Below are 19,714 nucleotides of genomic sequence, written 5' to 3' on the forward strand. Positions count from 1 at the left end.
GTATCTCTCATTATAAGTCGTCGAACACGCTAAGCGCGTCGGAGAGTTTTTTAACGCCAAAAATCTGCATCCCTTCCGGCGCTTTTTTCGGCACGTTGGCTGCCGGAACAATCGCCCGCCGAAAACCATGTTTCGCCGCTTCAGAAATCCGCTCCTGGCCGCTGGGCACCGGGCGGATCTCCCCTGCCAGCCCGACTTCACCAAACACCACCAGATCCTGCGGTAGCGGTCTGTCGCGCAGGCTGGAAACCATCGCCAGTAGTAACGCTAAATCGGCACTGGTTTCCGTCACCTTCACGCCGCCGACCACGTTCACAAATACATCCTGATCGGCCATTTGCAGACCACCGTGACGGTGCAACACCGCCAGCAGGATCGCCAAACGGTTTTGCTCCAGCCCCACTGCCACGCGGCGCGGATTCGCCATCATCGAGTGATCGACCAGCGCCTGGATCTCCACCAGCAGCGGACGAGTTCCTTCCCACACCACCATCACTGAGCTGCCGGAGGTCACTTCATCGCCGCGACTTAAGAAAATTGCCGAAGGGTTACTGACTTCACGCAGCCCCTGCTCGGTCATCGCAAATACGCCCAGTTCATTTACCGCGCCGAAGCGGTTTTTATGGCTGCGCAGGGTGCGGAAACGGGAGTCGGCATCGCCGTCCAGAAGCACCGAGCAGTCGATACAGTGTTCCAGCACTTTAGGGCCTGCCAGCGAACCATCTTTGGTTACGTGCCCCACCATGACAATCGCCACACCGCGCGTTTTGGCGAAGCGCGTCAGATAAGCCGCCGTTTCACGCACCTGTGCCACGCTGCCAGGCGATGATTGTACATCCGCCATATGCATCACCTGGATGGAGTCAATGACCATCAGCTTCGGTTGCTCTTCTTCGGCAATCAGGCAGATCTGTTCGATGCTGGTTTCCGACAACATATTGAGATTGTCAGTCGGCAGGCCGAGGCGATGAGCGCGCATTGCCACCTGTTGCAGCGACTCTTCGCCAGTGACATATAGCGTTTTCATCTGCTGCGCCAGTTTGCACAGCGTTTGCAGTAGCAGCGTGGATTTCCCGGCTCCTGGGTTACCGCCAATCAGAATAGCGCTTCCTGGCACTACGCCACCGCCTAATACGCGGTCGAACTCTTTAAATCCGGTGGAAAAACGCGGCAACTCCTCAAGGCTGATATCGGAGAGTTTCTGGACTTTTGCCACCCCGGCGCTACCGGCATAGCCACTGAGACGCTCGTTACGCGCCACCGTTGGCGACGCAGCAAGACGCACCTCGGTGATGGTGTTCCAGGCATGGCAGGCGCTGCACTGCCCCTGCCAGCGCGGATAATCGGCCCCGCATTCATTACAAACAAAGGCGCGTTTTGGAGCTTTTGCCACGGTGTACCTCGTTAATACTGTGCCGCCCGCAGGATGACGGGCGGACAATTACTTCTGATTCAGGCTGCCAGAGAGGATGCAGAATACCCCCATCAGGTCAGCGTGACGGATGGTGACTTCCGTCTTTTCATTCACTTTTGGCTTGGCATGGTAGGCAATCCCCAGACCTGCCGCTTTGATCATCGGCAGGTCGTTGGCACCATCGCCAATCGCCACGGTTTGCGCCAGCGGGATTTCATACTCCTGCGCCAGGCGGGTAAGGGTTTTCGCTTTATACTGAGCGTCTACAATGTCGCCAATCACATTACCGGTAAATTTACCGTCCATGATCTCCAGTTCATTGGCTACTACGGCGGTCAGGCGCAGCTTATCGCGCAGGTATTCGGCAAAGAAGGTAAAACCGCCGGAGGCAATCGCCACTTTCCAGCCCAGCGTTTCCAGTTTGAGTACCAGCTGCGTTAAGCCTGGCATCAGCGGCAGATTTTCCCGCACCTGTTGCAGAATGTTCGCGTCAGCGCCTTTCAGCGTCGCCACGCGGCTGCGCAGGCTGGCGGTAAAATCGAGTTCGCCGCGCATCGCCCGCTCGGTTACTTCCGCCACCATCTCGCCGGTTCCGGCCAGTTTGGCAATTTCGTCAATACATTCAATCTGAATGGCGGTGGAATCCATGTCCATCACCAGCAGACCTGGCGTGCGCAGATGCGGAATTTTCCCCAGCGGCGCGACATCCAGTTGTGCTTCATGGGCCAGGCGCGTAGCCCGGGCGGTAAGCGAACCTGCCAGACGAATCACCTGATAATCTTCCACGCACCAGGCGGCAACAATCACCATCGCCGCGCCCAGTTTGCTTTGGTACTGGGTCAGACGTTGTTTATCCAGCCCACGACCATACAGCAGCCAGCCGCTACGACCTGCGTGGTAATCCAGTGGCATCACTTCATCACCACTTAATGAAAGAGGCAGACCAGGCCATAAAGAGACATCTTCAGGCAGGTCGCACCAGGTAATGTTAGGCATTAAGGCTCCTGTAAAATCGTTCGAAGCAGGGAAAATAACGCATGAGGCTACCTTGTATCCATTGCTTCTGGCAACATTAAGTCTCAAATTTTCAAAGGGTGGAAGATGGCTCGCACAAAACTGAAATTCCGGCTGCATCGGGCAGTGATTGTCCTGTTCTGTCTTGCCTTGTTAGTGGCGCTGATGCAGGGGGCATCATGGTTTAGTCAAAACCACCAGCGACAGCGTAATCCACAGCTGGAAGAACTGGCCCGCACCCTGGCGCGGCAGGTAACGCTGAACGTTGCGCCGCTGATGCGCACCGACTCGCCGGATGAAAAACGTATTCAGGCGATCCTCGATCAGTTAACGGATGAAAGCCGCATCCTCGACGCGGGCGTGTATGACGAACAAGGCGATCTTATCGCCCGTTCTGGCGAAAGCGTCGAAGTGCGTGACCGGCTGGCGCTCGACGGTAAAAAAGCGGGCGGCTATTTTAACCAGCAGATTGTCGAACCCATTGCAGGGAAAAATGGTCCGCTTGGCTATCTGCGCCTGACGCTCGACACCCATACGCTCGCCACCGAAGCTCAACAGGTGGATAACACCACTAACATTTTACGCCTGATGTTGTTGCTCTCGCTGGCAATCGGCGTGGTGCTGACCCGCACGCTGCTACAGGGTAAACGCACCCGCTGGCAGCAATCCCCCTTCCTGTTAACCGCCAGCAAACCGGTGCCGGAAGAGGAAGAAAGCGAGAAAAAAGAGTGACCCATTACTACAAGAAAGGAAATCGTTATGTCCACATTACGCCTGCTCATCTCTGACTCTTACGATCCGTGGTTTAACCTTGCGGTGGAAGAGTGTATTTTTCGCCAGATGCCCGCCACGCAGCGCGTTCTGTTTCTCTGGCGCAATGCTGACACCGTGGTGATTGGTCGCGCGCAGAACCCGTGGAAAGAGTGTAATACCCGGCGGATGGAAGAAGATAACGTTCGCCTGGCGCGGCGCAGTAGCGGTGGCGGCGCGGTGTTCCACGATCTCGGCAATACCTGTTTTACCTTCATGGCTGGCAAGCCGGAATACGATAAAACGATCTCCACCTCGATTGTGCTCAATGCACTGAACGCGCTCGGTGTCAGCGCCGAAGCGTCCGGACGTAACGATTTGGTGGTGAAAACCGCCGAAGGCGACCGTAAAGTCTCAGGCTCGGCCTATCGCGAAACCAAAGATCGTGGCTTCCATCACGGCACCTTGCTACTCAATGCCGACCTTAGCCGCCTGGCAAACTATCTCAACCCGGATAAAAAGAAACTGGCGGCGAAAGGCATTACGTCGGTACGTTCCCGCGTGACCAATCTGACCGAATTGCTGCCGGGAATTACCCATGAGCAGGTTTGCGAAGCCATAACCGAGGCCTTTTTCGCCCATTATGGCGAGCGTGTAGAAGCGGAAATTATCTCCCCGGACAAAACGCCGGACTTGCCGAACTTCGCCGAAACCTTTGCCCGCCAGAGTAGCTGGGAATGGAATTTCGGACAGGCTCCAGCGTTCTCGCATCTGCTGGATGAACGCTTTACCTGGGGCGGCGTAGAACTGCATTTCGACGTCGAAAAAGGCCATATCACCCGCGCCCAGGTGTTTACCGATAGCCTCAACCCCGCACCTCTGGAAGCTCTCGCCGGACGACTGCAAGGCTGCCTGTACCGCGCTGACATGCTGCAACAAGAGTGTGAAGCGCTGTTGGTTGACTTCCCTGAACAGGAAAAAGAGCTACGGGAGTTGTCGACGTGGATAGCGGGAGCGGTACGGTAACTCGCTGATTAAAATATCCAGGGAAGGAAATATGATCGATTTGAAGAACCAGGAACGGGAGATTATCAATTTAATGTTCAGCCAGGGTATATCCTGACTAACCGCCGTGCGTATCAGGCATAAACTATCACTTGCTGAAGTTAGTAAAATGTTGGGTATCTCGATTAATTCTCTAAAACAAATCGAAAAGACGGAACGGCTTAGTTCAAACATCAAAAACAAAATGGCAGGAATTTATGGTTGTCCGCCAGAGTTGCTGATATGCCCTTACTGGATGACGGCTGAACATAAATGAATAGATTCGTGAATAGATACTCGAATGGATTTAATTTTCTATCTATATGAAAAATAATAGTAAATCTATAAATCAGTCGCTATTGATGAATAGATACTAAAAAGCCGGAGCGGTCTCCCGCTCCGGCTTCACACGACAATCGCCTTTCAGCGAAACACAATTACTCTTTATCGCCCAGCAGAACGGATTCCAGTGCGATTTTGATCATGTCGTTGAAGGTGGTCTGACGCTCAGCGGCAGTGGTTTGCTCGTGAGTGCGGATGTGGTCAGACACGGTGCAGATGGTCAGGGCTTTCGCGCCAAACTCTGCAGCCACGCCGTAGATACCAGCCGCTTCCATTTCCACGCCGAGGATGCCGTATTTTTCCATCACGTCGAACATTTCGCCGTCCGGAGAGTAGAACAGGTCAGCGGAGAACAGGTTACCAACGCGAGCATCAATGCCCAGTGCTTTAGCTGCATCTACCGCGTTACGCACCATGTCGAAGTCAGCGATAGCTGCAAAGTCATGGTCTTTAAAACGGATGCGGTTAACTTTGGAATCGGTGCAGGCACCCATACCAATCACTACGTCACGCAGTTTTACGTGCGGCAGAACTGCGCCACAGGAACCAACGCGAATGATTTTCTTCACGCCGAAATCGGTGATCAGTTCTTTAGTGTAGATGGAGCAGGACGGGATACCCATACCGTGGCCCATTACAGAAATTTTGCGGCCTTTGTAAGTACCGGTGAAGCCCAGCATACCGCGAACGTTGTTCACTTCACGAGCATCTTCAAGGAAAGTTTCAGCAATATACTTCGCACGCAGCGGGTCGCCTGGCATCAAAACTACGTCAGCGAAATCGCCCATTTCTGCATTAATGTGTGGAGTAGCCATCATTTTATCCTTTTTGTGACATATTAAAGGCGGAGTCACTGCTCCGCCCAAATCCATCAGAACATGGCTTTGCCATATTCCATATCAGAAGTACCAAAATATTTTGCCAGAGTCTGGCCGATATCCGCGAAAGTTTCACGGTGCCCCAGCGAACCCGGTTTTACTTTCGGGCCGTAAACCAGTACCGGAATGTGTTCACGGGTATGGTCAGTACCGGTCCAGGTCGGATCACAACCGTGGTCAGCGGTGAGGATCAGGATGTCGTCATCGCGCAGCAAAGACATCAGCTCTGGCAGACGGCGGTCGAACAGTTCCAGACCCGCCGCATAACCTGCGACGTCGCGACGGTGCCCCCAGGAAGAGTCGAAGTCAACAAAGTTGGTGAAGACGATGGTGTTATCACCCGCTTCTTTCATCTCTTTAATGGTGGCGTCAAACAGCGCGTCCAGGCCGGTCGCTTTCACTTTTTTGGTGATGCCGCAGTTAGCGTAGATGTCTGCAATTTTACCGACAGAAACCACCTGGCCGTGTTTTTCATCAACCAGTTTCTGCAGCACGGTCGGTGCTGGCGGTTCAACAGCCAGGTCATGACGGTTACCGGTACGCTGGAAGTTACCGGCTTTGTCGCCGATAAACGGACGAGCGATAACACGACCGATATTGTAGCCGCCGTTGGTCAGCTCTTCACGGGCGATTTCGCACAGTTCGTAGAGTTTATCCAGACCGAAAGTTTCTTCATGGCAGGCAATCTGGAACACGGAGTCAGCGGAGGTATAGAAAATCGGCTTGCCGGTTTTCATGTGCTCTTCGCCCAGCTGATCCAGAATGACCGTACCGGAAGAGTGGCAGTTACCGAGGTAACCCGGCAGATTAGCGCGCTCGACCAGTTTATCCAGCAGCTCTTGCGGGAAGCTATTTTCGTGATCGGAGAAGTATCCCCATTCAAACAGAACCGGGACACCGGCGATTTCCCAGTGACCAGACGGGGTATCTTTACCGGATGACATTTCGTGCGCCCATGCATACGCGCCGATAACTTCAGCGTTGCCGTCCATTCCCGCCGGAATGAAACCGGTAGAACCTTCGTGTGCTTTCGCCAACCCCAGACGGGTCAGATTTGGCAGATTGAGCGGGCCTTTACGACCATTATCAGCTTCGCCTTTGGCACAAGCTTCTGCGATATGACCCAGGGTGTCAGCCCCGACGTCACCAAAGCGTTCTGCATCTTCTGTAGCGCCGATGCCGAATGAGTCCAGCACCATAATAAATGCACGTTTCATATGTTCTCCGTACTCAGTGCTTCAAATTTAAATGATCAGATCAGTATACCGTTATTCGCTGATACGGCGATAGACAGTTGGTGTGCTTTCCGGTGCTTTATCGGCAAGTTTAATTGCCGCTTTCACCGCTTTCGCCGCTTCCTGCCAGCTGTTTTCGTCTTTCGCGTGGATAACCGCCAGCGGACGCTGGCCGTCGACCTGGTCGCCCAGACGCGCCATATCAGTAAAGCCGACGCTGTAATCGATGGTGTCAGATGCCTGACGGCGACCGCCGCCCATTGCAACCACTGCCATTCCCAGCGCGCGGGTATCCATTTCACTGACAAAACCTTCGGTATCAGCATAGACTGCTTTCGTCAGCATCGCTGTCGGCAGATACTTCGCGTAGTTCTCAACGAAGTCGGTCGGGCCTTTTTGTGCTGCCACCATACGACCAAAGACTTCTGCCGCTTTACCGTTGTCCAGCACCGCCTGCAATTTCGCGCGCGCTTCGGCGTCATCTTTCGCCAGTTTGCCGGAGATCAACATCTCCACGCACAGTGCCATCGTGACATCAAACAGACGCGGGTTACGGTACTCACCTGTCAGGAACTGCACCGCTTCACGTACTTCAACCGCGTTACCGGCACTGGAGGCCAGCACCTGATTCATGTCGGTGAGTAGCGCGGTGGTGCGCACGCCAGCGCCGTTAGCCACGCCAACAATCGCTTCGGCAAGGGCTTCAGAGAGTTCGTAGGTCGGCATAAATGCACCGCTACCCACTTTCACGTCCATCACCAGTGCATCCAGACCTTCCGCCAGTTTCTTCGCCAGGATCGAGGCAGTGATCAGCGGGATGGAATCCACGGTTGCGGTAATATCGCGGGTCGCATAGAAACGTTTATCCGCCGGAGCCAGTGAACTGGTCTGGCCAATAATCGCCACGCCAACATCTTTAATAATTTCGCGGAAACGGTTGTCATCTGGGAAGATGTCGAAGCCAGGGATGGATTCCAGTTTGTCGAGCGTACCGCCAGTATGGCCGAGGCCGCGACCGGAGATCATCGGAATATAGCCACCGCAGGCAGCGACCATTGGCCCCAACATCAGCGAAGTCACATCGCCGACGCCGCCGGTCGAGTGTTTATCAACAATCGGGCCATTCAGATGCAGGCTTTTCCAGTCGAGAACGGTTCCTGAATCTCGCATCGCCATCGTCAGCGAGACACGCTCCGGCATTGTCATATCGTGGAAGAAAATGGTCATCGCGAGAGCGGCAATCTGCCCTTCGGAGATAGTGTTGTCGCGAATGCCGTTGATAAAGAAGCGAATTTCTTCATCGCTCAGCGCATGACCATCACGTTTTTTACGAATAATTTCTTGTGCGAGAAACAAGGTAACCTCCCGTGGAATAAGTTTGAAGGCGTTGTTGCCAGATGGCGGATGTTGTTATTGCCTGATGCGATGCTGACGCATCTTACAAGGCCTACACGGCACTCGACCCGTAGGCCGGATAAGGCGTTCGCGCCGCATCCGGCATCCACCCTCTGGCAAAAGGCAGCTTAGTAGCTGCTGGCGCTCTTACCGTCGCCGTGGCCCAGCGCTTTCAGCAAGCTTGCCAGCAGGCTGGAAGCACCAAAGCGGTAGTGACGCGCATCTGCCCAGTCAGCACCGAAAAGTTCATCTGCAATCGCGAGATATTTCTGCGCATCTTCCGCAGTACGCACGCCGCCCGCAGGTTTGAAACCAACGGTTTTCTCTACGCCCATATCACGGATCACTTCCATCATGATGCGCGCGCTTTCCGGCGTCGCGTTCACTGCTACTTTACCGGTAGAGGTTTTGATGAAATCAGCACCCGCTTTAATGGAGATTTCAGACGCTTTACGGATCAGCGCTTCGTCTTTCAGTTCGCCGGTTTCAATAATCACTTTCAGCAGTACGTTCGCTGCTGCGCAAGCCTCTTTACAGGCTTTCACCAGATCAAAACCAACCTGCTCGTTACCCGCCATCAGTGCACGGTACGGGAACACTACGTCAACTTCATCGGCACCGTAGGCGATTGCCGCACGGGTTTCTGCCAGCGCGATTTCGATGTCGTCGTTACCGTGTGGGAAGTTAGTTACCGTAGCGATACGGATTTCCGGGGTGCCCTGCTCTTTCAGCGTTTTGCGAGCAATCGGGATAAAGCGAGGGTAGATACAGATAGCGGCGGTATTGCCGACCGGAGTTTTGGCCTGATGACACAGGGCGATCACTTTCTCGTCGGTATCGTCGTCATTCAGGGTGGTCAGGTCCATCAATTTCAGTGCACGCAGGCTGCTTGCTTTCAGATCAGTCATTTCATTCTCCTGGCTTGTCGCCAATAAAATTCACCTTGCGAGTTTGTTAGTATTCTAACATCGACTCCGCAACACACTTCGATATACATCACAATTAAGGAAATCTACTTACAAAATTGCATTACTGTAATGCGATCTGGTTCAAATAATTCACTTTCAAATGAATGCGTCAGTGGTGGCAAACGCATCAGGATCAAAGTGAACATCACGAAACTTCTTACAATGGCGCATCACCTTCGGCATAAAAGGAACAGAAGATGCCCACTTCTCATGAAAATGCACTGCAACAACGTTGCCAGCAAATTGTCACCAGCCCGGTACTTAGCCCGGAGCAGAAACGCCATTTTCTGGCGCTGGAAGCAGAAAACAATCTGCCTTACCCGGCGTTGCCTGCCGAAGCCCGCCGCGCGCTGGATGAAGGTGTAATCTGCGATATGTTTGAAGGTCATGCGCCGTATAAACCGCGCTATGTCTTACCCGATTACGCCCGTTTTTTGGCCAACGGTTCCGAATGGCTGGAGCTGGAAGGCGCAAAAGATCTTGATGACGCACTCTCTCTGCTGACCATTCTTTACCACCACGTTCCTTCGGTCACATCGATGCCGGTCTACCTGGGGCAACTGGATGCGTTGTTGCAACCGTATGTTAGAATTCTAACACAAAACGAGATCGATATTCGAATAAAACGTTTCTGGCGTTACCTCGACAGAACCCTGCCAGACGCCTTTATGCACGCCAATATTGGCCCGTCTGATTCACCCATTACCCGTGCGATTTTACGCGCAGACGCAGAGCTGAAGCAGGTTTCACCGAACCTGACTTTTATCTACGATCCTGAAATCACCCCTGATGACCTGCTGCTGGAAGTGGCGAAAAACATCTGTGAATGTAGCAAACCGCACATCGCCAACGGTCCCGTGCATGATAAAATTTTCACAAAAGGGAGCTACGGGATTGTGAGCTGTTACAACTCACTGCCGCTGGCGGGTGGTGGCAGTACGCTGGTACGCCTCAACCTGAAAGCCATTGCCGAGCGCAGCGAATCGCTGGATGACTTCTTTACGCGCACTCTACCGCACTACTGCCAACAGCAGATCGCCATCATCGATGCGCGGTGTGAATTCCTCTATCAACAATCACACTTCTTTGAGAATAGCTTCCTGGTGAAAGAAGGGCTGATTAACCCTGAACGTTTTGTGCCAATGTTTGGCATGTACGGACTGGCAGAAGCGGTTAACTTGTTGTGTGAGAAAGAAGGAATTGCCGCACGTTACGGTAAAGAAGCCGCTGCGAATGAAGTGGGTTATCGCATTAGCGCGCAACTGGCGGAGTTTGTCGCCAATACCCCCGTGAAATATGGCTGGCAAAATCGCGCCATGCTACACGCACAGTCGGGGATAAGTTCCGATATCGGCACCACGCCGGGCGCGCGTTTGCCGTATGGCGATGAGCCAGATCCGATCACCCATCTGCAAACTGTCGCCCCGCATCATGCTTATTATTATTCCGGCATCAGCGACATTTTGACGCTCGACGAAACCATCAAACGTAATCCGCAGGCGCTGGTACAGCTTTGCCTCGGTGCCTTTAAAGCCGGAATGCGTGAATTTACCGCCAATGTCAGCGGTAACGATCTGGTTCGCGTTACCGGTTATATGGTGCGTTTGTCGGATTTAGAAAAATATCGTGCCGAAGGTTCACGTACCAATACCACCTGGCTGGGAGAAGAAGCCGCACGCAACACTCGTATTCTGGAACGCCAGCCGCGCGTGATAAGCCATGAACAGCAGATGCGCTTTAGTCAGTAAGATTATCCCCTTCTCCTGCGTTGACGGGCCAGGCAGTCGTCTGGCTCTGTTTTTACAGGGCTGCAATCTGCGCTGCAAAAACTGTCACAATCCGTGGACGATGGGGCGCTGTAATGATTGCGGTAAGTGCGTGCCACAGTGTCCGCATCAGGCGTTGCAGATTATTAACAGCAAAGTAGTGTGGAACGCAGCCGTCTGCGAGCAGTGTGATACCTGTCTGAAGATGTGTCCGCAACATGCCACGCCGATGGCGCAATCCATGAGCGTGGATGAGGTGCTTAGACATATCCGCAAAGCGGTGCTGTTTATCGAAGGGATAACGGTAAGCGGCGGCGAAGCCACGACCCAGCTGCCGTTTGTGGTGGCGCTTTTTACTGCCATCAAAAACGATCCGCAACTGTGCCATCTCACCTGTCTGGTGGACAGTAACGGCATGTTGAGAGAAACCGGCTGGGAAAAATTGCTCCCGGTGTGCGACGGCGCGATGCTCGATCTCAAAGCGTGGGGAAGCGAATGTCATCAGCAGCTAACCGGACGCGATAATCAGCAGATCAAGCGCAGCATTAGTCTGCTTGCCGAGCGCGGCAAACTGGCAGAACTGCGTTTGCTGGTAATCCCAGGCCATGTGGATTATTTGCAGCATATCGATGAGCTGGCGGCGTTTATCAAGGGACTTGGCGATGTTCCGGTACGCCTGAACGCGTTTCATGCTCACGGCGTGTATGGCGAGGCGCAAAGCTGGGCGAGCGCCACGCCGGAAGACGTTAAGCAATTGGCTGATGCGTTACGGGAGCACGGGGTGAGCCGATTAATATTTCCGGCGCTGTATTTGTGACATGGCGGATGCAGCCTACGGTTCGGCACAGACCTGTAGGCATGATAAGACGCGTCAGCGTCGCATCAGGCATTGTGCGCCAACTGCCGGATGCGGCGTGAACGCCTTATCCGGCCTACGGTTCGGCACAGACTTGTAGGCATGATAAGACGCGTCAGCGTCGCATCAGGCATTGTGCGCCGACTGCCGGATGCGGTGTGAACGCCTTATCCGGCTTACGAAGGGCAGACTACCCACGAACGTTAAACACCGCATACGTGTTATTAAGCAACACTTCGGCAATCTCATCCGCGGGTTCCGGGCGTAACTCGCACAGCACGGCAAACACACGGGCGGCCTGTTCAGGGCGATTAGGCTGCCCCTGAAAACCATTGAGCGGCATATCCGGTGCGTCGGTTTCCAACAACAACGATGCCAACGGTAATTTTGCGATGACATCGCGGGTTTTACTGGCGCGTGGATAGGTGATAGTACCGCCTACGCCAATTTTGTAGCCCAGCTGCACAAACCGTTCGGCCTGTTGCTGGCTGCCAGAAAAACCATGAACCACACCAGTGCGTGGCAAATTTTGGCGTTTAAGATGCATCGCCAGTTTGTCGTGCGTGCGCCGTGAATGAAGGATCACCGGCAGATCGTAGCGTTTCGCCAGTTTCAGTTGTTCATCAAGCAACCTCTGCTGCCTCTCAAATTGCGGATCGTCACCAAAGAGATCCAGGCCGATCTCCCCCACCGCCACCACCTTCGTCGGACGTCTTTCCAACGCCTGCTGTAATTGATCCAGCGATGCATCGTTATGTTTTTCCAACATCCCCGGATGCAACCCTAAAGCGGCATACAGTGGTTGATAATTTTCCGCTAACGCCTGCACACGGGCAAAATTTGCCGCCTCGGTGGCCGGAACAATGATCTTGCCTACGCCCGCTTGTGCCGCGCGTTGCAGGCTGGCCTCTTCATCGCCACTAAACGGCGGGAAATCAAAATGGCAGTGGGTGTCGATAAAACGGCAAATCAAGCCAAATCCTCATTGTTAAATGTCGGGTCGTTCGCCTGTGGAGCGTCTATCACCTCGGTAACCAGCGTATCGTTGGCGACGGGTGCAGGCGGAATAACGATCGACTCCGGCGTCACCACCGGCACCAGATGGCGGCTCAGCGGCGCTTTTTCAGTCAATAACTTACCGACCGTTGCCAGAAAATAACGCCCGCATAAACGCCCAAGTTTATAGTCTTCACGCAGCGCCGGAATCCGACTGCCGAGCGCGATACTATGTAATGGCTTCGGCGGATAAATTTCGAATATCCTCAACTGGCCCGGTGGTTTCTCAATAAATTGCTGAATCTCACGATAGCTGGTTTCATGATGCTGCACCAGATTGACCAGCGGCTGCAGGCTACTGTCACCCAACCAGCGTTCCATGCGTTTGAACCACTGCGGCGTATAGTACATTTGTGACGGCACAGTGCGGATGACGACCAACGTTTTTGCGCCCTGCCTTGCCGCCTCTTTAACCGGGATCGCATCACTGATCCCGCCATCCAGGTAATTAATGCCTTCCAGCGACACTCCGCTACGATAAAAGCCAGGTATTGCACTGGAGGCGCGAATCACATCCAGCCAGTTCTGTTTGGTTGGCAAAAAGTAATTCGGCGCATAGTCATCCTGACGACAAGCGCACATATAAAACGATTTGCCGCTGTCAAATAGCCGCGCTGCGGTGTCCATTTGCAACGGCATCTGGCTTGCGGTGGCCTCCACCAGCCAGTCGAGATCGATAAGATTTCCTCCACGGACAAAGCGCAATGGATCGAAAAATTCGCGTTTTGTGGTATAGCGCATGATGACTTTGCGCGCGTAACCGGGCTGATTGCAGATATACGCCGAGAGGTTCTGCGCCCCGGCAGATGTGCCGAGATAAAGATCGAAAGGATTAAACTGCGCGCGCATAAACTCATCCAGCACGCCAGCTGTGAAAATTCCACGCTGCCCGCCGCCTTCGCACACCAGAGCTATTCGTCCAGGCTGGAACGGCCTTAGCGACAACGGCGCAATATTACCAAGCGTTACAGGTATTCGCTGCCCCACCTCTGCCTTCCTGTTTTTGTTGTGAAAGAATGACAAAGTAACGCAATTTATTATTCGCTAAAACCGCAAAAGCCAGTCCGCTGGACTGGCTTTGGATAAAATTTTCTTAATGGTCTGAAATCTAGGGTCGTTTTCGGCCCATGAACAAACTCACCAGGAACAGAATAATCCCGACGACAAAGACAATTTTAGCTGCGCCCGCAGCGGTACCGGCCAGACCACCAAACCCAAGTGCGGCGGCGATTAACGCGATAACCAGAAATATGATGCCCCAACGAAACATATAAGCGTCTCCTTTACCATAGTTAATGTCACCGCTTGATATGAGCGTGAAAATCACTCAATGCGATATTTTTAGTGTGGTGCACATCGCGCCTCCCGACAAAGTTCGGGAGGTCGAATTACGACGAATTACTTAGTTTTCAGATCATTTTTAACGCTTTTCACACCATCTACCGCTTTGGCGATACTTTCAGCACGGTCACTTTGTGCCTGAGAATCTACGGTACCGGAGAGCTGAACCACGCCATCGGTGGTTTCAACTTTCACTTTACGTGAAGGGACGATATCGTCCGCCAGCAGCTTGGCTTTGATTTCACTGGTGGTGGCGGTGTCACCCGCGTAGCCCTTCACAGAACCTTCTTTAGCGTCGCGAACGTGCAGTTTGTCGCTGACAGAGGTCACGCCTTCAACGCCTTTCGCCACTTTCACTGCCTCTTCGGCCTGGGCCTGGCTTTCAACGAAACCGCTCAGGGTCACGACTTTTTGATCGGTTTTGACAGAGATATCGGTGCTCTTGATGTTGTCATGATCCACCAGGGCCGCCTTCACTTTCGCGGTGATAGCGCTGTCATCCATGAAATTACCGACTTTATTCATAGAGCTATCGACTTTTTGCCCTGCGCTTTCATTGGTTGTGTGCGCGTTGTTTTCTGCGTAGGCAGAGCCGGTCGCGACGGCAGAGGTCAACATTACAGCCAGCAGAGTTTTCGAAATCTTCAGTCTTGTCATAGTCATCGATTTATTCCTGTATGTTTGCTCGTAATTTGAGCCTGGCAACACGAGGTTGCATTGCTGAATAGGGAGAGACTTCACCCTCTACAGAAGTCAATGGTCGTTATCACAAAAGCGATGGCTGATGAATAACGACCATTACAGCCTCTGAATCAGTTATTAATATCGGTAGAATGACAATCGACGGCTTTAGATACTGATATCTACGCATTGAACGGTATTTAACGCCGTCAGAAATGTCATTACTTTGTTAAATATAGATCACAATTTTGAAACCGCTCGGGATATCCCCTAAAACATAAGCAAAAGTGAATGTTTTAAGAACATTCCGTAAGCGGCTAATAAGGAAGGGAAATTGACAGGGCGCAGCGGCTACCGCGCCCTGGAGGCAAGAATTAATGCTCGCGAGTCTGGTGGAACTGAACGTCCGGATAACGTTCCTGCGCCAGGCGCAGGTTGACCATGCTGGTAGCGATGTAAGCGAGGTTATCGCCGCCATCAAGCGCCAGTTGGCTTTCGTTCTTACGCTTGAACTCTTCGAATTTCTTCGCGTCCGCACATTCTACCCAGCGTGCAGTGGCAACGTTGACTGACTCATACACTGCTTCAACGTTGTATTCGCTCTTCAGGCGCGCTACCACCACATCAAACTGCAGCACACCAACCGCACCAACGATCAGGTCGTTGTTGGAAATCGGACGGAACACCTGCACCGCGCCCTCTTCGGAAAGCTGTACCAGCCCTTTGAGCAGCTGTTTTTGCTTCAGCGGATCTTTCAGGCGGATACGACGGAACAGTTCCGGCGCAAAGTTCGGGATACCGGTGAACTTCATCATCTCACCCTGGGTAAAGGTGTCGCCGATCTGAATAGTGCCGTGGTTGTGCAGACCAAGGATGTCGCCCGGATACGCTTCTTCAACATGCGAACGGTCGCCCGCCATAAAGGTCAGCGCGTCGGAGATCACCACATCTTTCGCGGTGCGCACCTGACGCAGCTTCATGCCTTTTTCATATTTACCGGATACCACGCGCATAAACGCCACGCGGTCGCGGTGTTTCGGGTCCATGTTGGCCTGAATTTTAAATACGAAGCCGGTAAATTTATCTTCGCTCGCCTCTACGGTACGGGTATCAGTCTGACGCGGCATCGGCGCAGGTGCCCACTCTACCAGGCCATCCAGCATATGATCGACGCCGAAGTTACCCAGCGCAGTACCAAAGAACACTGGAGTGATTTCGCCCGCAAGGAACAATTCTTTGTCGAACTCGTTAGACGCGCCTTTCACCAGTTCCAGTTCGTCACGCAGCTGCTGTGCCAGATCTTCACCAACCGCAGCATCGAGATCCGGGTTATTCAGCCCTTTAACAATACGGACTTCCTGAATGGTGTGACCTTTACCACTCTGATAGAGATAGGTTTCGTCTTTATAAAGGTGGTAAACGCCTTTAAACAGCTTGCCGCAGCCAATCGGCCAGGTGATCGGCGCACAGCCGATTTTCAGCTCGTTCTCAACTTCATCGAGCAGCTCCATCGGATCGCGGATATCACGGTCAAGTTTGTTCATAAAGGTGAGGATCGGCGTATCGCGCAGACGGGTAACTTCCATCAGCTTACGGGTACGATCTTCAACACCTTTTGCGGCGTCGATAACCATCAGGCAGCAGTCCACCGCCGTCAGGGTACGATAGGTATCTTCCGAGAAGTCTTCGTGCCCGGGGGTGTCGAGCAGGTTAACCAGGCAGTCGTGATACGGAAACTGCATCACAGAGGTGGTAATGGAGATCCCACGCTGCTTTTCCATCTCCATCCAGTCCGACTTAGCGTGCTGGTTGGAACCACGGCCTTTTACTGTACCGGCAGTCTGAATGGCCTGTCCGAACAGCAGCACCTTCTCGGTGATGGTCGTTTTACCGGCGTCCGGGTGAGAAATAATGGCAAAAGTGCGGCGCTTCGCCACCTCTTGCAAATAAGGAGACAACGTCATAATTCTTTCTTCTTGAGTAAGCGGCATCGCGCCGCGCTTGTTGAAAACGAAAAATTGCGGCTATTTTACCCATCAACGGGGGGGAGGCAATCAGTGTTTACACAGGAGCTGCTCCAGTTCGTGCAACGAAGAAACGGTCCAGGTAGGCGCGATGCCTTCTGGTTGCTCGCGATTGTGCGCATTCAGCCAGCAGGTCGCAAGCCCGGCGTTGATGCCACCGAGAATATCGGACTCGGCAGTGTCGCCAACCATCAGCACGCGTGAACGGTCAGGATTGCCCGCCTGTTCCAGCGCATAATCGAAAATTTTCTTATTCGGTTTGGCTACGCCAACTTCTTCGGAAATCACCAACAAATCGAAATAATCACGCAGGCCCGTGCGTTCCAGACGCACTTGCTGCAAGGCGCTAAAGCCGTTGGTGATGATGCCGATTTTGGCGTTGCCGCGAATGGCATTAAGCAGGGAAACCGCGCCCGGCAGCGGCGTGCAAATTTCCGCCATCGCATTAATGAAGGCCTCGTTGAGTTTACCTGGCTCGACGTTCAGCCGTTCGGCCCAGCTCTCAAAACGCCCGTGCTGAAGCTGTAATGAAGTGATCGCGCCGTTTTGATAATCCACCCACAGTGGCTTGTTAACGGCCTGATAGTCCTGAAAATCTTCAGCGGTAAAGGTGACGCTGTAATCAAGAAACATCCGCTGCAGGCCGGTGAATGAGTCAAAGGTAAACAGCGTTTCATCGGCATCAAAGAAAATCCAGTCCCACTTCATTATTCCACCTTGTCTTACATACTGATTGGCAACGCCATGATGATGGCGTCTTCGCGACCGTCCTTGGTGGGGTAGTAATTGCGGCGAATCGTCGCCTCGTTAAAGCCTAAACTTTCGTACAGGGCAATGGCGGCAGCGTTTGAGGCACGGACTTCCAGCCATAGCGTCGCCACGCCGCGTTTTTCCAGTTCGTCGATCAGATGTTCCAGCAGCGCCCTTCCCAGTCCCTGACGCTGATAGTCAGGATCGACCGCAATATTGAACAATGTAGCTTCATCCAGCACCACTTGCGTAATCGCAAACGCCGCCATTTTGCCGTTTTGCGTTAACTGAAAGTTGAGATAACGCTCGCCCTGATTACTGGCAAAGGTTTTTTCACTCCACGGAAAGGCGTGGGCGCGTTGTTCAATGTGGAAAGCCGTTGGTAAATCAGTCGTTTCGAGGGAAGAAATCGTGTTCATATGTGCAAATTTGTTGCCATAACGCGGCGCGTGCCGTTGGGTTTGCCCGTAATTCGGTGAGCGCCGGTGATGCCACCTGAGCGCCTTCCAGTGATAGCGGTTCATCAGTACCCAACCGCCAGCTGTTGCAGCGACTGCCTTGCGGCAGCATCGCGATCTTTTCTGGCGTCAGTTGCAGCACCTGGTCGGGGCTGACGGTTAATGCACGCAGAACATCGCTCACCAGAGGATCGGTCAGGGCGGGAAGATCGTTTGCCACCATCACCAGACGGACGTGTGCCGGGATCGCAATGGCAATCTCCCCCTGCAACGCGCCAGGGCGACGCAGCGACCACTGGGTAATGCCCAGTTGCTGTAACTGCCAGTCTCGTCGGGATGTCATAGCGAATCGCTCCTGTTGTCAGGGGCGCAAATATAGCAAATTCGTCGATACCGCGCCAACATATGGCTATAATCGCCGCCAGTATCAATTGAGGAGCATTCCATGTCTGCATTTACCCCGGCAAGTGAAGTCTTGCTGCGTCACAGTGATGATTTCGAACAAAGCCGTATTCTTTTTGCCGGAGACTTACAGGATGACCTGCCCGCGCGTTTAGATACCGCGGCCAGCCGTGCTCATACCCAGCAATTCCACCACTGGCAGGTGTTAAGCCGCCAGATGGGGGATAACGCCCGTTTTAGTCTGGTCGCCACGGCGGATGACGTCGCAGATTGCGATACGCTGATTTACTACTGGCCGAAGAACAAACCGGAAGCCCAGTTTCAGTTGATGAATTTACTTTCTCTGCTGCCGGTGGGGACGGATATTTTTGTTGTTGGCGAGAACCGCAGCGGCGTGCGCAGCGCCGAGCAGATGCTGGCAGATTATGCGCCGTTGAATAAAGTCGACAGCGCCCGTCGCTGTGGCCTCTATTTTGGTCGTCTGGAAAAACAGCCGGTATTTGATGCCGATAAATTCTGGGGCGAATACAGCGTCGATGGCCTGACGGTGAAAACGCTGCCTGGCGTGTTTAGCCGCGACGGTCTGGATGTCGGTAGCCAGTTGCTGCTCTCGACGTTAACTCCGCACACGAAAGGTAAAGTGCTGGATGTCGGCTGCGGTGCAGGCGTTCTTTCAGTTGCCTTTGCACGCCACTCACCGAAGATTCGTCTCACGTTGTGCGATGTTTCTGCGCCAGCAGTTGAAGCCAGCCGTGCAACACTTGCGGCCAACGGTATTGAAGGTGAAGTCTTTGCCAGCAACGTCTTTTCTGAGGTGAAAGGTCGTTTTGATATGATCATCTCCAATCCGCCGTTCCACGATGGGATGCAAACCAGTCTGGATGCAGCACAAACGCTGATTCGCGGCGCGGTGCGTCATCTTAACAGCGGCGGCGAGCTGAGAATTGTGGCGAATGCCTTCCTGCCTTACCCGGACGTGCTGGATGAGACATTTGGCTTCCACGAAGTGATCGCGCAAACCGGGCGATTCAAGGTGTATCGCGCCATTATGACCCGCCAGGCGAAGAAAGGTTAAGTATCCCGCCAAATACCGTGTCGGATGCGGCGTGAACGCCTTATCCGACCTACAAAACCTGCACGTTAGTTTCCTGATGGACATTTTTCCAGCAATTACACCTCCGTCGATAATTAACTATTGACGAAAAGCTGAAAACCACTAGAATGCGCCTCCGTGGTAGCAATTCTTTTTAAGAATTGATGGTATGCGAAGGTGGCGGAATTGGTAGACGCGCTAGCTTCAGGTGTTAGTGTCCTTACGGACGTGGGGGTTCAAGTCCCCC

General features: G+C 53.3%; 19 protein-coding genes and 1 pseudogene. 6 read left to right on the forward strand and 14 right to left on the reverse strand.

Annotation, left to right across the window (positions count from 1 at the left end):
• Positions 1 to 10: 10 nt before the first annotated feature.
• A complete protein-coding gene (gene radA, locus BGE37_RS13400) occupies positions 11 to 1,393 on the reverse strand; it encodes a DNA repair protein RadA (RefSeq protein ID WP_001029698.1) in 1,383 nt (460 codons plus the stop codon).
• A 48-nt stretch (positions 1,394 to 1,441) separates the two neighbouring features.
• Positions 1,442 to 2,410 (reverse strand): phosphoserine phosphatase, encoded by a 969-nt coding sequence (serB, locus tag BGE37_RS13405; protein ID WP_001132956.1) that lies wholly within the window; start codon positions 2,408 to 2,410, stop codon positions 1,442 to 1,444.
• A 105-nt stretch (positions 2,411 to 2,515) separates the two neighbouring features.
• On the opposite strand from serB, the gene BGE37_RS13410 reads away from it, so the two are divergent.
• The 3 genes and pseudogenes from BGE37_RS13410 to BGE37_RS13420 all read left to right on the forward strand — a co-directional run bounded on the left by BGE37_RS13410 (position 2,516) and on the right by BGE37_RS13420 (position 4,499).
• Complete coding sequence (locus tag BGE37_RS13410) at positions 2,516 to 3,160, forward strand: YtjB family periplasmic protein (RefSeq protein WP_000124615.1); 645 nt, start codon at positions 2,516 to 2,518, stop codon at positions 3,158 to 3,160.
• 27 nt (positions 3,161 to 3,187) lie between these two features.
• Positions 3,188 to 4,204, forward strand: coding sequence for a lipoate--protein ligase LplA (lplA, locus tag BGE37_RS13415; RefSeq protein WP_000105851.1), 1,017 nt, complete (start codon positions 3,188 to 3,190; stop codon positions 4,202 to 4,204).
• A gap of 31 nt (positions 4,205 to 4,235) precedes the next feature.
• Positions 4,236 to 4,499, forward strand: a pseudogene (locus BGE37_RS13420) (helix-turn-helix domain-containing protein).
• 160 nt (positions 4,500 to 4,659) lie between these two features.
• Here BGE37_RS13420 and deoD read toward each other — a convergent pair.
• The 4 genes from deoD to deoC form a co-directional block, all read right to left on the reverse strand.
• Entirely contained in the window at positions 4,660 to 5,379 is a 720-nt protein-coding gene (deoD, locus tag BGE37_RS13425; protein ID WP_000224877.1) for a purine-nucleoside phosphorylase, read from the reverse strand.
• Between the two features lie 56 nt (positions 5,380 to 5,435).
• Positions 5,436 to 6,659, reverse strand: coding sequence for a phosphopentomutase (gene deoB, locus BGE37_RS13430; protein ID WP_000816471.1), 1,224 nt, complete (start codon positions 6,657 to 6,659; stop codon positions 5,436 to 5,438).
• Positions 6,660 to 6,710: 51 nt separating this feature from the next.
• The gene (gene deoA / locus BGE37_RS13435) at positions 6,711 to 8,033 is read right to left on the reverse strand and encodes a thymidine phosphorylase (protein WP_000477811.1); all 1,323 of its coding nucleotides are present in this window, start codon (positions 8,031 to 8,033) and stop codon (positions 6,711 to 6,713) included.
• 167 nt (positions 8,034 to 8,200) lie between these two features.
• Positions 8,201 to 8,980: a deoxyribose-phosphate aldolase gene (gene deoC, locus BGE37_RS13440; protein ID WP_001295412.1), complete on the reverse strand. Its 780-nt coding sequence runs from the start codon at positions 8,978 to 8,980 to the stop codon at positions 8,201 to 8,203.
• Between the two features lie 257 nt (positions 8,981 to 9,237).
• Here deoC and BGE37_RS13445 point away from each other — a divergent pair, with 257 nt between their 5' ends.
• Together BGE37_RS13445 and BGE37_RS13450 are read left to right on the forward strand one after the other, a co-directional pair.
• A complete protein-coding gene (locus BGE37_RS13445; RefSeq protein WP_105288090.1) occupies positions 9,238 to 10,788 on the forward strand; it encodes a YjjI family glycine radical enzyme in 1,551 nt (516 codons plus the stop codon).
• A complete protein-coding gene (locus tag BGE37_RS13450; RefSeq protein WP_105288091.1) occupies positions 10,760 to 11,623 on the forward strand; it encodes a YjjW family glycine radical enzyme activase in 864 nt (287 codons plus the stop codon). Before BGE37_RS13445 ends, BGE37_RS13450 begins: the two co-directional genes overlap by 29 nt.
• 229 nt (positions 11,624 to 11,852) lie before the next feature.
• Here BGE37_RS13450 and BGE37_RS13455 read toward each other — a convergent pair whose 3' ends face one another.
• From BGE37_RS13455 to holD, 8 genes are all read right to left on the reverse strand, one after another.
• A complete protein-coding gene (locus tag BGE37_RS13455; RefSeq protein WP_105288092.1) occupies positions 11,853 to 12,635 on the reverse strand; it encodes a metal-dependent hydrolase in 783 nt (260 codons plus the stop codon).
• Positions 12,632 to 13,705 (reverse strand): patatin-like phospholipase family protein, encoded by a 1,074-nt coding sequence (locus tag BGE37_RS13460; protein ID WP_000531528.1) that lies wholly within the window; start codon positions 13,703 to 13,705, stop codon positions 12,632 to 12,634. The genes BGE37_RS13455 and BGE37_RS13460 overlap by 4 nt, the downstream gene beginning before the upstream one ends.
• A 121-nt stretch (positions 13,706 to 13,826) precedes the next feature.
• Entirely contained in the window at positions 13,827 to 13,988 is a 162-nt protein-coding gene (locus tag BGE37_RS13465) for a DUF1328 domain-containing protein (RefSeq protein WP_000490275.1), read from the reverse strand.
• Between the two features lie 128 nt (positions 13,989 to 14,116).
• Entirely contained in the window at positions 14,117 to 14,722 is a 606-nt protein-coding gene (gene osmY, locus BGE37_RS13470; protein WP_105288093.1) for a molecular chaperone OsmY, read from the reverse strand.
• 392 nt (positions 14,723 to 15,114) lie between these two features.
• Positions 15,115 to 16,704 carry a peptide chain release factor 3 gene (gene prfC / locus BGE37_RS13475; RefSeq protein WP_000175940.1) on the reverse strand — a complete coding sequence of 530 codons (1,590 nt, stop codon included), beginning with the start codon at positions 16,702 to 16,704 and terminating at the stop codon, positions 15,115 to 15,117.
• Positions 16,705 to 16,794: 90 nt separating this feature from the next.
• Positions 16,795 to 17,472: a pyrimidine 5'-nucleotidase gene (gene yjjG / locus BGE37_RS13480; RefSeq protein WP_000870712.1), complete on the reverse strand. Its 678-nt coding sequence runs from the start codon at positions 17,470 to 17,472 to the stop codon at positions 16,795 to 16,797.
• A 14-nt stretch (positions 17,473 to 17,486) separates the two neighbouring features.
• A complete protein-coding gene (gene rimI / locus BGE37_RS13485; RefSeq protein WP_001092471.1) occupies positions 17,487 to 17,933 on the reverse strand; it encodes a ribosomal protein S18-alanine N-acetyltransferase in 447 nt (148 codons plus the stop codon).
• Positions 17,902 to 18,315, reverse strand: a complete 414-nt coding sequence (holD, locus tag BGE37_RS13490; RefSeq protein WP_000204018.1) for a DNA polymerase III subunit psi — start codon at positions 18,313 to 18,315, stop codon at positions 17,902 to 17,904. The genes rimI and holD overlap by 32 nt, the downstream gene beginning before the upstream one ends.
• Positions 18,316 to 18,417: 102 nt before the next feature.
• Between holD and rsmC the strand changes: the two genes are divergently transcribed.
• Positions 18,418 to 19,449 (forward strand): 16S rRNA (guanine(1207)-N(2))-methyltransferase RsmC, encoded by a 1,032-nt coding sequence (gene rsmC / locus BGE37_RS13495; RefSeq protein WP_001272320.1) that lies wholly within the window; start codon positions 18,418 to 18,420, stop codon positions 19,447 to 19,449.
• The last annotated feature ends 265 nt before the right edge of the window (positions 19,450 to 19,714 follow it).

Origin of the sequence: Escherichia sp. MOD1-EC6300, assembly GCF_002965045.1 — a bacterium.
GTDB lineage: Bacteria > Pseudomonadota > Gammaproteobacteria > Enterobacterales > Enterobacteriaceae > Escherichia > Escherichia coli_F.

Excerpts from the sequence above, each read along its gene's own strand:
- serB (WP_001132956.1), bottom strand. The coding sequence starts at position 2,410 with ATGCCTAACATTACCTGGTGCGACCTGCCTGAAGATGTCTCTTTATGG.
- rsmC (WP_001272320.1), top strand. The coding sequence starts at position 18,418 with ATGTCTGCATTTACCCCGGCAAGTGAAGTCTTGCTGCGTCACAGTGAT.
- rimI (WP_001092471.1), bottom strand. The coding sequence starts at position 17,933 with ATGAACACGATTTCTTCCCTCGAAACGACTGATTTACCAACGGCTTTC.
- BGE37_RS13410 (WP_000124615.1), top strand. The coding sequence starts at position 2,516 with ATGGCTCGCACAAAACTGAAATTCCGGCTGCATCGGGCAGTGATTGTC.
- lplA (WP_000105851.1), top strand. The coding sequence starts at position 3,188 with ATGTCCACATTACGCCTGCTCATCTCTGACTCTTACGATCCGTGGTTT.
- BGE37_RS13465 (WP_000490275.1), bottom strand. The coding sequence starts at position 13,988 with ATGTTTCGTTGGGGCATCATATTTCTGGTTATCGCGTTAATCGCCGCC.
- holD (WP_000204018.1), bottom strand. The coding sequence starts at position 18,315 with ATGACATCCCGACGAGACTGGCAGTTACAGCAACTGGGCATTACCCAG.
- BGE37_RS13450 (WP_105288091.1), top strand. The coding sequence starts at position 10,760 with ATGAACAGCAGATGCGCTTTAGTCAGTAAGATTATCCCCTTCTCCTGC.
- deoD (WP_000224877.1), bottom strand. The coding sequence starts at position 5,379 with ATGGCTACTCCACACATTAATGCAGAAATGGGCGATTTCGCTGACGTA.
- BGE37_RS13445 (WP_105288090.1), top strand. The coding sequence starts at position 9,238 with ATGCCCACTTCTCATGAAAATGCACTGCAACAACGTTGCCAGCAAATT.
- prfC (WP_000175940.1), bottom strand. The coding sequence starts at position 16,704 with ATGACGTTGTCTCCTTATTTGCAAGAGGTGGCGAAGCGCCGCACTTTT.
- osmY (WP_105288093.1), bottom strand. The coding sequence starts at position 14,722 with ATGACTATGACAAGACTGAAGATTTCGAAAACTCTGCTGGCTGTAATG.
- deoC (WP_001295412.1), bottom strand. The coding sequence starts at position 8,980 with ATGACTGATCTGAAAGCAAGCAGCCTGCGTGCACTGAAATTGATGGAC.
- yjjG (WP_000870712.1), bottom strand. The coding sequence starts at position 17,472 with ATGAAGTGGGACTGGATTTTCTTTGATGCCGATGAAACGCTGTTTACC.
- deoB (WP_000816471.1), bottom strand. The coding sequence starts at position 6,659 with ATGAAACGTGCATTTATTATGGTGCTGGACTCATTCGGCATCGGCGCT.